General features: G+C 45.1%; 10 protein-coding genes and 1 tRNA gene. 4 read left to right on the forward strand and 7 right to left on the reverse strand.

From position 1 onward, the window contains the following. Positions 1-8 precede the first annotated feature (8 nt). Positions 9-629: an NUDIX hydrolase gene (locus tag ACZIX4_RS08975; RefSeq protein ID WP_463335295.1), complete on the reverse strand. Its 621-nt coding sequence runs from the start codon at positions 627-629 to the stop codon at positions 9-11. Beyond that, positions 629-1,018 carry a hypothetical protein gene (locus tag ACZIX4_RS08980; protein WP_463335296.1) on the reverse strand — a complete coding sequence of 130 codons (390 nt, stop codon included), beginning with the start codon at positions 1,016-1,018 and terminating at the stop codon, positions 629-631. Before ACZIX4_RS08980 ends, ACZIX4_RS08975 begins: the two co-directional genes overlap by 1 nt. 85 nt (positions 1,019-1,103) lie before the next feature. Here ACZIX4_RS08980 and ACZIX4_RS08985 point away from each other — a divergent pair, with 85 nt between their 5' ends. Next, entirely contained in the window at positions 1,104-2,162 is a 1,059-nt protein-coding gene (locus tag ACZIX4_RS08985; RefSeq protein WP_463335297.1) for a WD40/YVTN/BNR-like repeat-containing protein, read from the forward strand. 105 nt (positions 2,163-2,267) lie between these two features. Here ACZIX4_RS08985 and ACZIX4_RS08990 read toward each other — a convergent pair whose 3' ends face one another. Beyond that, positions 2,268-2,780 carry an adenine phosphoribosyltransferase gene (locus ACZIX4_RS08990; RefSeq protein WP_463335298.1) on the reverse strand — a complete coding sequence of 171 codons (513 nt, stop codon included), beginning with the start codon at positions 2,778-2,780 and terminating at the stop codon, positions 2,268-2,270. A gap of 103 nt (positions 2,781-2,883) precedes the next feature. On the opposite strand from ACZIX4_RS08990, the gene ACZIX4_RS08995 reads away from it, so the two are divergent. Then, a tRNA-Arg gene (locus tag ACZIX4_RS08995) sits at positions 2,884-2,957 on the forward strand. A 57-nt stretch (positions 2,958-3,014) separates the two neighbouring features. On the opposite strand, the gene ACZIX4_RS09000 is transcribed toward ACZIX4_RS08995, so the two are convergent. The 4 genes from ACZIX4_RS09000 to ACZIX4_RS09015 form a co-directional block, all read right to left on the reverse strand. Beyond that, entirely contained in the window at positions 3,015-4,205 is a 1,191-nt protein-coding gene (locus tag ACZIX4_RS09000) for a carboxypeptidase-like regulatory domain-containing protein (protein ID WP_463335299.1), read from the reverse strand. A gap of 681 nt (positions 4,206-4,886) precedes the next feature. Then, entirely contained in the window at positions 4,887-5,030 is a 144-nt protein-coding gene (locus ACZIX4_RS09005) for an SsrA-binding protein (protein WP_463335300.1), read from the reverse strand. Between the two features lie 175 nt (positions 5,031-5,205). Next, positions 5,206-7,218 (reverse strand): M56 family metallopeptidase, encoded by a 2,013-nt coding sequence (locus ACZIX4_RS09010; protein WP_463335301.1) that lies wholly within the window; start codon positions 7,216-7,218, stop codon positions 5,206-5,208. A 1-nt stretch (position 7,219) separates the two neighbouring features. Next, positions 7,220-7,579, reverse strand: a complete 360-nt coding sequence (locus ACZIX4_RS09015) for a BlaI/MecI/CopY family transcriptional regulator (protein WP_463335628.1) — start codon at positions 7,577-7,579, stop codon at positions 7,220-7,222. Positions 7,580-7,887: 308 nt separating this feature from the next. Here ACZIX4_RS09015 and ACZIX4_RS09020 point away from each other — a divergent pair, with 308 nt between their 5' ends. Beyond that, positions 7,888-10,752 (forward strand): TIM-barrel domain-containing protein, encoded by a 2,865-nt coding sequence (locus ACZIX4_RS09020; protein ID WP_463335302.1) that lies wholly within the window; start codon positions 7,888-7,890, stop codon positions 10,750-10,752. 459 nt (positions 10,753-11,211) lie between these two features. Next, a complete protein-coding gene (locus ACZIX4_RS09025) occupies positions 11,212-15,186 on the forward strand; it encodes a hybrid sensor histidine kinase/response regulator transcription factor (protein ID WP_463335303.1) in 3,975 nt (1,324 codons plus the stop codon). Positions 15,187-15,253 lie beyond the last annotated feature (67 nt).

Raw genomic sequence — 15,253 nt, forward strand, 5'->3', positions numbered from 1 at the left:
GCTTACTACTAATCAAAATAAGCTGAAAGGTCGCCACTGGCGGCCTTTTTATGTACCAGTGCTATCTGGCTTTCCAGTATGCGGTCTTCCGAAAGTTCAGGCAGGTTGTCTATGTCAAAATACTGTACATCCAGCACATCAAATCCTTTGTTCAGCTCGCCCGAAACTACTTCGCATAAAAATACCAGCTTGTATACATAAAATGGCTGTGGCGGGTGCGGGTGGCACTTTTTATCGAATACAGCCAACAGGTTTATTGCTTTTACTGTAAGGCCGGTTTCTTCCCAGGCTTCTTTTTCTGCTGTTTCCTTAGGTGAGTCGCCTACATCTGCCCAGCCGCCCGGCAGGCTCCATTTGCCGTCGGCGCTTTCCTGCGTAAGCAGTACCTTCTTTTTATCTTCAGAAAGTATAAATGCCCTTACATCGGTTTTTACGGTAGGGTAGTCCGTTACCGGGGCAAACATGGCTTTCAGGGTTTCTGTGCTGTTGCCGCTGGCTTGTGCCAATAGCTCCAGGCTTATGTGCAGTATTTCTTCGTAACGTTCGCGGTCGTAGTCGTTTTTGCAATACAGCAGCCCGGTATCGGCCAGGGCTTTAAGTTTTTTCAGTTGGGTAAGGAAATCACTCATTATTTCTTTAGTATATGGCATTCAATTATTTCAGTCGGTTGGTATTGGGTTATATCTAAAGTATTGTAATACACTTTTGTTACATTACATTCACAATCACCTTTTCGAAGGCTTTGGTCCATCATCCTCGGGCCGAGGTAATGGTTTCCCTGCCCATAATGCGTTTGCTTAAAGCCTTTATCACTTAAAATATGCGCTAAGTGTGCAGTATCTTCATAAGTTATGTTTTCCGTGTATTCATACAGATTCTTGATTTCAATTTCAGTGCTGTCGTGTAGCTTAATGGCAAGGTCGACTATCTGCTCTGCTGAAGTGGTCATGCTCTTCTCAGGATGTTTGGAACATGATAGAAGCAGCAAAGTGATAACAGCCGGATAAAGGGCTTTCATGATTGATTTGTTTTGGTAAATATACGTAAATGCCGTTTGGCACACGCGGCTAAAAATCCTATCTTAGCATGAAACACCATTTTCTATGAAAAAATTATTGTACCCCTTACTTTTCGGGGTGTTGTTCATATCCTGCAAAAAAGGGGAAGTAACCGAATTTAAACCGGCTTTCAGTAAAATAGCTGCCATAGATACATTGCTTAAAGACGACAGTATCAGCATACGCGCATTGACTATAGACGGCAGTAAAGCGTGGTACGGGGCAAATGACGGTAAGTACGGCTGGGTATCGCTTACGGGCGAAACCGATTTTAACGGCGTTGCAGCGCATGATACACTGCTGCCTGAGTTCAGGGCTATAGCACAAACAAAAAGCCACGTATTCATCCTTAATGTGGCTACTCCGGCTTTGTTGTTTAAGATAAGCAAGGACGGCAAGTTTACCAAAACAGTGTATACCGAAAGCGGGGAGAAGGTGTTTTACGACTGTATGAAGTTTTATAACGATAAAGAGGGGATAGCTATGGGCGACCCACAAAACGGCTGCCTGAGCATTATTACCACCAAAGACGGTGGCGAAACGTGGCAGAAACGCGACTGTAACGGCCTGCCGCCTGTAGCTGAAGGCGAAGCGGCCTTTGCGGCCAGCAATACCAATATTATTATTAAAGGCGGTAAAACCTGGATAGTAAGCGGCGGTAAGAAGTCGCGCGTGTTTTATTCGGAAGATAAGGGCAAGACCTGGGAGGTATTTGATACACCGATTATCCAGGGTGGTGAAATGACCGGTATTTTCTCGGCTGATTTTTATGATGAAGCGATTGGCTTTGCCGGTGGTGGCAACTATGAAAAGCCCGAACTGAATAAAGGCAACAAAATACTAACTACCGATGGCGGTAAAACCTGGAAACCGGTAGGTGAGGGCAAAGGCCCGGGTTATATATCTTGCGTGCAATTTGTGCCGGGCAGCGATGGTAACGGGCTGTTTACCGTAGGCCGTAATGGCGTGTTTTACAGCCATGACCGTGGTGCTAGCTGGAAAAAACTGCACGATGCCACCAACCTGAATACCCTGCAGTTTGCCGATGATAAAACGGTAATAGCAGCAGGGCAAAAGGTTATAGTACGTTTTAAGCTGGAGTAGCTGTCAGCTGTTAGCTTTCAGCAATCAGCTACTCTAAGAAGTTTTCACAATAATCCGATGCAACTAACAGCTGACCGCTGATTGCTGAAAGCTGATTGCAAAAAGCTAATAAACCAGCGGAGCATACACTTCATATGGAGCCAGCTTATCGCGCCCGTGCAGGAACGACAGTTCCATAAGGAAGTTGCACTGCACTATTTCGCCACCCAAGCGTTCTACAAGCTCACACAGGGCTTTTGCGGTGCCGCCTGTTGCTAATACATCATCGTGTATTACCACGCGTTCTCCGGATTGTATGGCATCGGTGTGTGCTTCCAGGGTATCAGTGCCGTATTCCAGCGCATAAGTGGCGCTAAGGGTGTCGTAAGGCAGCTTACCGGGCTTGCGCACGGGTACAAAACCTGCGCCGAGTTCACGTGCCAATAAGGTAGCAAAGAAAAACCCACGGCTTTCGGCGCCCACTACCTTATCTATTTTTTGTCCGGCAAGGTTTTTAAGCAGTAATTGCAGGCATTCTTCCACCGCAACAGGATTACCCAGCAGTGGAGTGATATCTTTAAAAATAATTCCGGGTTTCGGAAAATCCTGAATGTCACGTATATACTGTGTAAGGTTCATTTTTTTTAAATTTATTGCATTTTAATGCTTGCAATTTAAGAAATCTTATCTATATTTGCACCCGCAATCAGGTACTGAAAAACACAGTAATGATAAGCAAAATGGCCTCGTGGCGCAACTGAATAGCGCATCTGATTACGGCTCAGAAGGTTACTGGTTTGAATCCAGTCGAGGTCACAACAAAAAAAGGCTAAACTTCATGTTTAGCCTTTTTCTTTTTTACCTGTTTAGGTTTTATTTCACAGCAATATTTCCCTCTTCCAGTTTTTGTATCAGTGCCTCTTCTTTTGCGGTGAGTACTATAGCGTTGTTCTGCTGCCAAAATTTTTCGGTATATGCTGATGGTTTTTCGTACAACCTTTTCTTTTTATAAAGTTCAGATTCTTTAAAAGCCTCTGTGGTTGTAGTGGAAAAATCAGTAACTACCAGGTCGCTCTTAAATTCCAGTGTTTCATCAAATTTTTTATCCCATAATTTAAATTTCTCATACAGGTATATGTAAGATGGAATGTAAGCTCCCTTCACAATTCTGTATTTTGCCGAGTATTTAACGTCAAGTATCTTGAAATGAAGCCCGAAAAGACTTATACCGGAAGCATATTGCTCATGTGATGGCGCACGATACAATACTACTTCGTAAATCAGTTGGGTTTCGGGGTTGTACGTTACTGTGCCTTCCAGTAGTGCTTTTTTTATACCCTCTTTTGGTTTTATAACCAGCACACGCAGGCTGTCTGTACCGTTGCTTTTTATAGTATTTATAGAGAAAGAATAGTTTTCATGTGCTTTAATAATATATTTATTAAGGGTGCTGAAACGGCTGTATAGTATACCATTCTGCACATTTATTTTGGTATCAATGTCTTTAAAAATCTCCTCGTCATTTTCGCTGAATAATTGTGCCGACCTGTTTTGCTTAACTTGTAAAGATGATTTGGCTTTCTTTCCTGTTGCGTCTATGCTATAATCCAGTAACCCATCTGAGAATTTGGTTATATTATCGTTGTCTGATACAAATTCACGGTAATAGGTGTTATATACTACCTGTTTGTCAAACCTGGCAATTGAAGTTTTAACCAGGCCATTCAGCATTTCGTAAAGTGGCACATTTGTTACGGTTATTTCATCAAGCTGAATAGCATCGGGTTTTAAAAGTATAGGGACACCCTGTTTTAGGGTTTCTATAGCTATTTCTTTTGTGGTATACCCGATAGAGGAAATAACAATTACGCTATTGCCTGTAGTGCTTAGCCTGAACTGCCCGTCTTCATTTGTAACGGTGCCAATAGTGGTGTTCTTAATTGCGACAGATGCAAACGGAACCGGCTCATTGGTTTCGGCGTCTTTTATAATTCCCTGGAATGCGCTTTGTGCCCATGACACAGTGCAAACAAATAGTAATAGAAAAAAGATTTTTGATTTCATGGTGTGATGCTTAAAATTAACGTTTTGTGCACGTTAGTGATGCAGCACCAGTTTTGTTACAAACAAAAAAAATATTTTGTAAAACTTTTTTTTGGTAAGGTTTACCTAAGCATAATACATATGGTAATGGCTACAAATAAAAAATGCCCCTCGGGAGAGGGGCAAAACCAACCAACCAAATAAGTTTTCTTAGTGCAGAAAACTTACATTGCAAATATACGGCATATTTCTTTATATGTGCAACAAAAAAAGCTACAATTTAGAAAATATTAAGAAAAACGATTTCGTTTGCAGTTATTCAATAAAAAAATCCCTCCCGTTAAAAAGGGGAGGGAGCTTTAGTTTTACTGCCACCGGTGGGGTTGCCGGGCAAAGTGAGCCGCGGCCCGGGCAGTATCACGGTTTTCTTTGGGGGCTAACCAGAGAAATCCTTGTAAAATGTTTTTGCGTGTTTGCTATTGCAATGTTGGGTGAATGTTAAAGCAGCACTTATGTAAACATAATGTTTCGGCTAAACATCTTTTAGATTTTCAGCTAAAGTAGTACTTGTGATTTTTGGAAATTACCTGCCGGTTAAAATCAGGTAAAAATACGCAGGTGAGGGAAGGTGGGTTTTTAAACGGGAGTGTTTACCCGTAGAGACGTTGCATTGCAACGCCTTTCATTATAATATAAAGCCGCCTATTTTTCCAGGGCATGCATGGTAACCCAGTACTTCCAGGCGATTATGGCTTTTTGCAGCTTGGTGGCACGTGCCAGGTCCAGCCGCTGTTTGGTATAGTTGGGCAGCAGCCACTTGTTCAGTTTGGCAAGCAGTTTATACATGGCTCAGTGTTTTTTGGTATAAAAGTCTAAGTAGTCTAAAAATCCAACAATCTAACGAATCCAATAATCTAATAATCTGACAACCAAATATACAAAAGGCGGCCGTGGTAGTGGCCGCCTTTTCACAATAAATTGTGATGCTGTATAATAACTAACCCAAAAATAACTTATTACCTTATGCCCTGCGGGTCTTCTTGGCAGCCTGTTTGGCTTTTTCGCGCTCTTTAATCATCTGCTGGCGCTCTTTCTGCATCTTTTGGCGCATTTCCTGCATTTCCTCACGCATTTTTTCCATATCCTTACGGGCTTTCTGCATATCGGCGCGCATTTTTTCAATATCGGCCGGGTTGCCATTTTCTTTAAATACGTCTGAAAGTATAAGCCCACTTCTTGCTACTATTTCAGGATGCATATCCATATCAATGGTTATTCTTTCCATATCTTCAAATGCTTTCAGTTGGTCCCTTAACCGTTCGAACTGTACGCCATTCAAATCAGTGAAGGCAGTCATGTCCATATCAAAGTCATCGCCCTGGAATATAAAATGGTCGGCATCTACAACTACCTCAGGCTGCTGCATGCTGAACCTGAACTGCCCGTTTGGAACTTTGGTGAAGTTGAAGCCCATACCGTTACCGGCATTTTCAGTGGTGATTTCTATAGCGCCGTCTTTGGCTTCCTTACCGTATTTCTTTTTGGCTTCTTTGCCTTTAAGCACATTTACCGAAGCGATTTGCTGGCCGTTTGGCAATGTAATAGGTGCGCCTTTTGCCAGCTTTTTGCCATTAACCAGTACAAGGGTATTGTCGCTGATGTTCAGGGCAATGTTTTTACCGTTGGGGCCAAGTTGGTCGGCTTGCTGGTCGTCAAGCGATTTTAATTTGATAACCCTCTTGTCTTCTTTCAGGATAAGCGTGTCTTTGTGCCTGCGGTTGTATACAAGGGTATCCGACTTTATAACCAGTGGCTTGCCGTCTGCCGATTGCAGCTTAAACGAAGTCTGGTGTTTGGTGACCGAAATATCTGTAATTAGTTTACCGTTTTTGTCCTTTTCGCTGGAAATGGTAAACGGCTCTATAGGTTCGTCGCCTTCGGCCTGGTACAGGCGGTTGTTGCCTTTGGCTTTCAGTTCGGCCTTAATGGCTATGATTTCGCCTTTTTTGTTGCGTTTAACATCGCTAAAGGTAAGCTCGGCACCGGTGAGTTTTATGGTCTCTTTCTGTACGTTAAGGGCTTCGTCTGTAGTGTTCTTGTCAATGGTTACAGACATTCCGCCAACATTTACTTTCTGGCTTTCCTTTTCCTGTGCCACAGTCTTTACCTGGAAGGCCAGCATAAAAAAGGCCAGGGCAGGCAGCACTACGGCATACTTCCATGAATTTCGCCTGCGCGATGGTTGTTTGTTCAGCATAACTATTCGTTTTTTGATTAAAGATTGATAAAAATGATTTGTGATACTAATGGGCTTGGGTGCTACCGAAAGGCGCAGCATGGTTTTCTGGTAGGCTTTTTTATCGGCCACCAGCTTCATGGCGCAGGCATCGGCTATAAACTCCAGATTTTGCGATATGGCTCTTTTATAGAGCCATACAATTGGGTTGAACCAGAATAAGATGCATACCGCCTGTGCCAGCAGCATATCAAGCGAATGCTTTTGTTTGCTGTGCACTTTTTCGTGGGTAATGATGCTCTCCAGCTCCTGCGGGTTCAGCACTTCCGAATTATAGACGATATAATTAAAGAAGGAGAACGGTGTGTCCACCTCAGGCGAATCTACCAGCTTATAGGGCTGTTGCGGCTGTATTTGCTTCCCGCTGAGCATCCGCCTTATTTTAAATACATCCGTAAGCAGGCGCAGTGCAAGGAAGAGTATACCGATGGCATACAATCCTAAAACCACATACCACCAGTTAAACGGCGTTTCCTGTGGGTGCAGTGCCTGCTGCTTCATGGCTAAGGCCAGCATCTGGTACTGTTGGGCAGTCATGGGCACTTCCGGTTCGGGCTGCACCCATATTATTTTAGTATATTCTACTAATGGCAGTACCAATGATGTGATAAGGCCTGCCACGAGAAAGGCCCGGTTCGTGTTAAAAAAGGTTTCCCTTTTCAGCAGCAGGTAGTATGCCGCATAGAACACTGCCAGCAGGGCAGAGGCCTTTATGATATACAATAGCAGTGTTTCCATACTATTTGTTTTTTTCTATCATTTCCAGTATTTCGCGTAGCTCGTCGGCGCTTATTTTTTCTTCCCTCGCAAAGAATGATACCATGCTTTTATACGAGTTGTTAAAGTAGTTCTCTATGGCATTGCTCATAAAACCCTGGCGGTATTCTTCCTTGGTTACAACAGGGAAGTACTGGTGTGTGTTGCCAAAAGCGGTGTGGCCTACATAGCCTTTTTCTTCCAGGTTACGTATTATAGTGCTGAAGGTATTATAGTGCGGTTTTTCGTCCTTCACTTCGGCAAGCACGTCTTTTACAAAAGCTTTTTCCAGCTTCCATAATATGTGCATTACTTCTTCTTCCTTGTTGGTTAACTTTTGCATCATGGCTTTTGTTTTAAGTATTCCAAATGTATAACTATTTTTTTAGTTTGCAAACTAATTTTATAGTTTAATAACTAAAACAGTCGTTATTTATTGTGTGGGGAGTAGAAAATTTCATCTTTAAAAGCGATAATAATCCACTTTTATGCTGAAAAAGTGTAATTTAATGTGGAAAATCTATGCCAAAGGAGAGTGCTTGGAAAACAGGGCGATACATCATAATGATACCCTTTCTGAAACATAATAATACCCTTTACGGTGCTTTTTTGGTGATATTTGCTAACTAAAACGTTTTATAACCTTACATAATGATTCGTAAAAAATTACCGCTCCTGGCAGCGGGTATGCTCCTGGCGGGGTGTGCCTCTAAAAGCTACCTGGTAACGAACGACAGCGTAGTCGTAACCCTGAACAAAAAGAACGCTACCGAAGCCGGCAAAGTCCGCGTGCAGGTACTAAAGGATGAACTGGTACACATATCGGCTACGCCCGATGCCGAGTTCCCGAAAGATTCGAGCCTTATTATAGTGCCGGGCATTACCAGCACGCCGTTTAAGGTAAAAGAGGTAAAAGACTCGCTTGAGGTTACCACTGCCAAACTTAGGGTAAGGGTTTCTAAAGCCGATGGCGGTGTACGTTTTACCGACAAAGACGGTAAGGTGATACTTGCCGAAAAAGCCGGTGGGGGTAAAACCTTCCTTCCGATAGAAATTGAAGGTAAAAAAGGCTATACCGTAAAACAGGTATTCAATTCGCCTGCAGATGAGGCGTTCTTCGGCCTTGGTCAGCACCAGGCCGATGAATTCAACTATAAAGGAAAAAGCGAAGAGCTTTTCCAGTACAATACTAAGGTATCGGTACCTTTTATAGTATCAAACAAAAACTACGGCCTTCTTTGGGACAGTTACGCGCTGAGCCGCTTTGGCGACAGCCGTCCGTACCAGCAGCTGAGCCAGGTGTTTAAAATTTATGACAAGAACGGGCAGCCGGGCAGTATTACCGGTACGTATTCGTCTACCGATGCCGGTGTGCAGACCCTTGTACGCCAGGAACCGAACATTTTCTTTGAAGACATAAAAAGCATTAAGGCGCTTCCGCAGGGTTTCCCGCTTAAAAACGCCAATGTACTATATGAAGGTTCTATAGAAGCTCCTGCAAGCGGCGTATATAAGTTTACTCTGTACTATGCGGGTTATATGAAGGTGTACGTAAACAATCAGCTGGTTGTAGGCGAGCGCTGGAGGACAGCATGGAACCCTAACAGCTATAAGTTTACCTTTCCGCTTGAGGCCGGTAAGCGCGTGCCGCTTCGTATAGAATGGCAGCCAAACGGCGGTGTATCATACTGTGGCCTGCGTGCCCTTCCGCCGCAGACGGCTGAGGAAAAAGACAACCAGGTATGGTGGAGCGAAATGAACAACAAAATGGATTACTATTTTGTGTATGGCAACACTATGGACGAAATTATTAAAGGCTACCGTACCCTTACCGGAAAATCGCAGGTGATGCCGAAATGGGCTATGGGTTACTGGCAAAGCCGTGAGCGTTACAAAACACAGGACGAAATTGTGGGTACGCTTAAAGAGTTCAGGGACCGTAAAATACCAATTGACAACATAGTACTGGACTGGAACTACTGGAATGAAGATGCATGGGGCAGCCATGAGTTTGACAAGTCACGTTTCCCGAACCCGAAAGGTATGGTAGACGACATCCACAACCTTAACGGCAGGATGATGATTTCGGTATGGCCGAAGTTCTACAAAACTACTGAGCACTTCAAGGAATTTGACCAAAAAGGCTGGATGTACCAGCAGGCTATAAAAGACAACGTTAAAGACTGGGTTGGCCCGGGTTATGTAGGTTCATTCTACGATGCGTACTCCGGCGGTGCGCGTAAATTGTTCTGGAAACAAATGCGCGAGCACCTGTACCCTTTGGGTATCGATGCATGGTGGATGGACGCCAGCGAGCCAAACGTACTGGACTGTACCGATATGGACTACCGTAAGGCACTGTGCGGCCCTACAGCGTTAGGCCCGTCTACAGAGTACTTCAATGCTTATGCTCTTATGAATGCCGAGGCCATCTATGATGGACAGCGTGGTGTAGACCCTGACAAGCGTGTGTTCCTGCTTACACGTTCGGGCTTTGCAGGTTCGCAGCGTTATTCTACTGCTACATGGAGTGGCGACATCGCTACCCGTTGGGAAGACATGAAGGCGCAGATTGCAGCAGGCCTTAACTTCTCTATAGCCGGTGTACCGTACTGGACCATGGATATCGGTGGTTTCTGTGTGGAAGACCGCTACGTTGCAGGCCAGCTTGCCTACAACAAAGACAATAAAGAAAACGCCGATTATAAGGAGTGGAGGGAACTTAATGCCCGTTGGTTCCAGTTTGGCGCCTTTGCACCGCTGTACCGTGCGCACGGCCAGTACCCGTACCGCGAGCCGTGGAACATTGCCCCTAAAGGCCACCCGGCGTATGAGTCGATAATCTATTATACCAACCTGCGTTACAGGCTTATGCCGTACATCTACACTATGGCGGGTATGACGTATTTTAACGACTACACCATTATGCGTCCGCTTGTTATGGACTTCGGTACCGACAAAAAAGTGGAAAATGTTAGCGACCAGTTTATGTTTGGCCCTGCGTTTATGGTATGCCCGGTATATGCCTATGGCGCACGTAACCGCGAGGTATACTTCCCGGAAGGAACTAACTGGTACGATTATTACACCGGCCGCCAGATAAAAGGAGGCCAGAAGCTTACTGTAGATGCCCCGTATGAGCGCATTCCGCTATTTATCCGCGAAGGCGCTATAGTACCGGTAGGCCCGGAAATACAGTACACCAGCGAAAAACCTGCTGAAGAAGTGGTGCTGTATGTGTACCAGGGCCAGGATGGCGACTTTACGCTATACGAAGACGAAGGTGTAAACTACAACTATGAAAAAGGCCAGTACGCACGCATACCGTTCCATTACAACGAGGCCGCCGGTACGCTTACTATAGATGCCCGCGAAGGCGAATTTAAAGGCATGCTGAAAAACCGCACCTTTACCATAGTAGCCGTTAACAAAAACAACCCTAAGGCGTTTACATTTGATGCCAAAGGCAAATCGGTGAAGTACGACGGTACCAAACAGGTAATCAGCCTGAAGTAATATTATATACTGTGTGCTCCTGCAAGGTCTTTAAGACCTTGTAGGTGTGACAAAAAAATGTTACAGATATAGAACCCCGGAGGGGTGGAATGTCTATAGTGATTGGATACACAAGAGTTAGCAGAGCTCCGGAGGAGCGGCATATGTTTACGATTTTATGCCGTTCCTCCGGAACTCCCGGGATGAATCCTGATTTGTTTTCTATAAACATACCGCTCCTCCGGAGCTTGAAAAACGGAACTGTTTTATATTCAGAGTATTGATCTTATAGGAGTATATAGCATACTTCAGTTATAAACAAACATCTTTGTGGCTTCGCGCTTACATGGAATTAGAACCCAAAATTTCGTAAACGGGCGCGGAGTTCCACAAAGAAACAGAAAAACCATATTGGCCTTTCCTTATGTATTATACCATTAGGAAAGGCCATTTTTTTTATTGCTATTTTTGCAGGTAGTTATGCCCAAAATTAAAGTCATTATTCGGCTGTTCAGCCTTATCCTTTCCCTCGCCGCTTTACCGGCAGCAGGGCAGGTTTCGTATACCTTTCACCACCTTAAAACCGACAACGGCCTTAGCAACAGTAATGTAAAAAGCCTGCTGAAGGACAGCTACGGCTTTTTGTGGGTGGGTACCGAATCGGGGCTTAACCGCTACGACGGCTATGGCTTTAAAACCTATACGCTGCCTTCGGGCATCAGCGAGGATATACTTAAGCTGGAAGAAGACGGCCTCGGCAATATCTGGATAGAGGCGGGTGGGGCTTATGTTATTTACAAGCGCGATAAAGACCGTTTCATTACTGATGTCCCTGCATTCTTAAAGGGATTGGGTATCACTGTTGGTAAAAGTTATTACTTCCGTACCGACCGTAAAAAGAACCTGTGGGTGTTCAGCGGGAAAAAGATATGCTATTACGATACCCATTTAAAGAAACTCAAGAAATTTGCCACCATAGCACCATCAACTGCTATGGCTAACGGCAAAACCGGCGACGACGGGCAAAGCCTGTACCGCATATACGATACAGGCACGTTACTGAAAACGGATACTTCAGGCAAGGAAACACTCATCCGGCTACCGGCTTTTGTGCGGGAAGCAATTGGCAAAAGCGACAACCGTATTTTTTGTGATGCCAATGGGGGGCTGTGGCTGTATTCGGCCAAAACCGACCGCATGTATTATAAGAAAGATGCAGTAACTGAGTGGAAGAAAATACCGTTAGTATCAGCGGTAAACACGCAGAGCAACAGCATTTTTTCCATCACCGACGACACTACCGGCCATGTATGGATAGGAACCGACCATAAGGGAATTTTTATCTACGATAAAACCACAGGGGGGGTAACCAACCTGGTACACAACCCTAATGTAAATACTTCTGTGGCATCAAATAATGTGGTAAGCCTTTATGCCGATGGTGCAGGCGTAGTATGGATGGGGCATAGCAAAACAGGGATTTCGTACTATCACGACAGTTTCCATAGTATTGTAAATGCTGAGCATACGGCCTGTAAGGACATCAGCGCTGTTTTTGAAGACCGAAAAGGCACCGTTTGGTTTGGTACCGACGGTTACGGGCTTTTCAGCATGTCGGGAGGTTCGCTACAAAAAATAGCCATACCTAACCATCCCATAGTAGGGCTTACCGGCGACAGCAAAGGCAGGATATGGGTGGGCACGTATACGAACGGGCTGTTTTGCTATGACAACGGTAATATAAAGCATTACACCAAAGAGAACAGTGCCCTTGCATCTAACGATATATGGAGCCTTAAGGAAGACCGTTACGGCACCCTGTGGATTGGTACATTGGGCGGAGGCCTGCAATACCTTACTTCCGGCAGTGCCGATTTTAAGCCGGTTTCATTGCCGGGCACCGCAGCAGATTATGTACTGGATATGCACTATGACGGGGGCGACAAGCTGTACCTTGGCACTACAAAAGGCCTGGGCATAGTAGATATTATCACCCACAAACAGCAGCTGTTTACAGGCAACCGTACCGGTAACATGAAGTTTAAGAACCTGCTGGTTTCCACGGTATTTGCCGATAGTAACGGAAACGTTTGGCTGGGGCATTCTAACGGGATTACGCTTTGGGATACCAAAAATGACAAGCTATATTACTACAGCAAGGAAAACGGCCTGTGCGATAACATTATACGTGGTTTTGCCGAAGACAACCACCATCATATCTGGGTCATTACCAGTAACGGGGTTTCGGTGCTTACTGCCGAAAGGGGTGAAGACGGGCAGCCGGACATAAGCAGCCGTAATTTTTCTACCAAGGACGGCCTTAAGGAAAACTACTTTAACAACCATGCCATTTTTAAGCTGCACACCGGCGACATCATTATGGGTACTACCGAAGGGTATACCGTAATCAATCCGAATAAAATGGCTGAAAAAAGCAGGCCACTGGCGCAGGTACGCTTTACATCGTTAAGCCTGGGCAGCACTGAGATTGTAGCCGATTCGGTGTACAACGGCCGCCGTATACTTACCCAATCCATTGAAGATACCCAATCCATAACGTTACGCTATAATGACAAGCTTATTGGCCTGCAATTTACAACGGGCGACCTTATTAATGCCGATAAGGTACACTACGCTTATAAGCTGGAAGGCTTCAGCAGCCAGTGGCTTCCCGTGCAGAAGAACGGCGTGGTGTTTTCATCATTGGCACCGGGTTCGTATAAACTATTGGTAAAGGCAGCCAACAGTGATGGCGTTTGGAACGATAAACCGTCGGTATTATACATAGAGGTAATGCCGCCGTTTTATCTATCGGCCTGGGCTATAATCTTGTACATTGTGTTGCTTTCGGGCAGTGCCTATTACCTTGTAAGGCGCTCCAAACGCAAACAGCATGCCCGCCTGGAACAGCAGCGCCTGCAACTGGAGCACGAGCAGGAAATAAACCTGAACGAAATGAAGCTTCGCTTTTTTACCAATATAAGCCACGACCTGCGCACGCCGCTTACACTGATTTCGGCACCGTTGCAGTCGTTACTTGGAGAAAACCTTGAAGAAGGATTGCGCCGCAAGCTGGAAATCATCAATAAAAATACCGGCCAGTTGATGGGGCTTATCAATTCGCTGCTTGATTTCCGCAAGCTTGATGCCGGCGGTGAACGCCTTAACCTGAGGCCCGCCGACCTGGTACATTTTGTAAAAGATAAGTGCATACCGTTCTACGCCTATGCTACCGAACGCAAGATAAGTTTTGCTATACGGGCAGATGTAGAGGCTTTGCCTATGCAGTTTGACCCTGCTAAACTGGAACGGATAGTGCTCAACCTGGTTTCCAACGCGTTTAAGTATACGCCCGAAGGTGGTACGGTAAATGTGGCTATCAGCAGGGAAGGCGATGCGGCCTATCTGCATATTTCAGATACGGGACAAGGGATAAGCGATACCCACAAGCAGCAGATATTTGAGCGTTTTTACCAGGCACCGCAAACCATGGAAAGCACGGGTAGTGGCATTGGCCTGCACATCACCGCGGAGTATGTGGGCATGCACGGCGGTACTATTACCGTAACCGACAATTTGCCAAGTGGCAGTGTGTTTACCGTTTCATTGCCAATACAGGAAGCCGTTGAAATTGAAAACATTGATGACGAAGATATTGTAGAAGAAGCTGTTCCTTTGGAAAAGACAGCTACCATTCCGGTATTGCTTTTGGTGGATGACAATACCGATTTCTGCGAATTTATGGCGGCTACATTATCGGGGGAGTATAGTGTAGTGGTTGCCAATAACGGTAAGGAAGCGCTTGAAAAACTACAACAGCACGATGTAAACATAGTGGTAAGCGATGTGATGATGCCGGTGATGAACGGCATAGAGCTGTGCCGTGCCATAAAAACAAACATAGAATGGTCGCACATACCGGTGATTTTACTCACTGCGCGCACCGCCGAAGAATACGAAGTGGAAGGCCTGGAACTGGGAGCCGACGATTACCTAACCAAGCCGTTTAACCTGGAAATACTGAAGCTGCGCATCCGTAAATTCCTGGACTGGGCAGCAAAAAGCCACCGTACCTTCAGCCAGAAGCCTGATATTTCGCCATCGGAAATAACCATAACCTCGCTTGACGAGCAGCTGATAGAAAAAGCTATTAAAACCGTGGAGGAAAATATTGGCGACCCTGATTTTACCGTGGAAGCCCTTGGCGCTGCAGTGGGACTCAGCAGGAGTCATCTGTACAAAAAACTGATGTCCATAACCGGGAAGGGGCCGGCAGAGTTCATACGTACCGTTCGCCTGAAACGCGCAAAACAGTTGCTTGAAAAAAGCCAGATGCAGGTGGCAGAAATTGCCTATGCTGTTGGGTTCAATTCGCCTAAGAGGTTCACAGCCAACTTTAAAAATGAGTTTGGCCTTTCGCCGTCCGATTATTTGCGCAGCCTTAAAAAAGACTGATGCAACATAACAGCCCTTTAAATAATCCATAATATACCGTCCTTATTTTGCCAATGTTATAATTTCG

The organism is Flavobacterium niveum, from assembly GCF_055231775.1.

Coding starts and splice junctions, on each gene's coding strand:
- ACZIX4_RS08975 (WP_463335295.1), bottom strand. CDS start 629: ATGAGTGATTTCCTTACCCAACTGAAAAAACTTAAAGCCCTGGCCGAT.
- ACZIX4_RS08980 (WP_463335296.1), bottom strand. CDS start 1,018: ATGAAAGCCCTTTATCCGGCTGTTATCACTTTGCTGCTTCTATCATGT.
- ACZIX4_RS08985 (WP_463335297.1), top strand. CDS start 1,104: ATGAAAAAATTATTGTACCCCTTACTTTTCGGGGTGTTGTTCATATCC.
- ACZIX4_RS08990 (WP_463335298.1), bottom strand. CDS start 2,780: ATGAACCTTACACAGTATATACGTGACATTCAGGATTTTCCGAAACCC.
- ACZIX4_RS09000 (WP_463335299.1), bottom strand. CDS start 4,205: ATGAAATCAAAAATCTTTTTTCTATTACTATTTGTTTGCACTGTGTCA.
- ACZIX4_RS09005 (WP_463335300.1), bottom strand. CDS start 5,030: ATGTATAAACTGCTTGCCAAACTGAACAAGTGGCTGCTGCCCAACTAT.
- ACZIX4_RS09010 (WP_463335301.1), bottom strand. CDS start 7,218: ATGGAAACACTGCTATTGTATATCATAAAGGCCTCTGCCCTGCTGGCA.
- ACZIX4_RS09015 (WP_463335628.1), bottom strand. CDS start 7,579: ATGCAAAAGTTAACCAACAAGGAAGAAGAAGTAATGCACATATTATGG.
- ACZIX4_RS09020 (WP_463335302.1), top strand. CDS start 7,888: ATGATTCGTAAAAAATTACCGCTCCTGGCAGCGGGTATGCTCCTGGCG.
- ACZIX4_RS09025 (WP_463335303.1), top strand. CDS start 11,212: ATGCCCAAAATTAAAGTCATTATTCGGCTGTTCAGCCTTATCCTTTCC.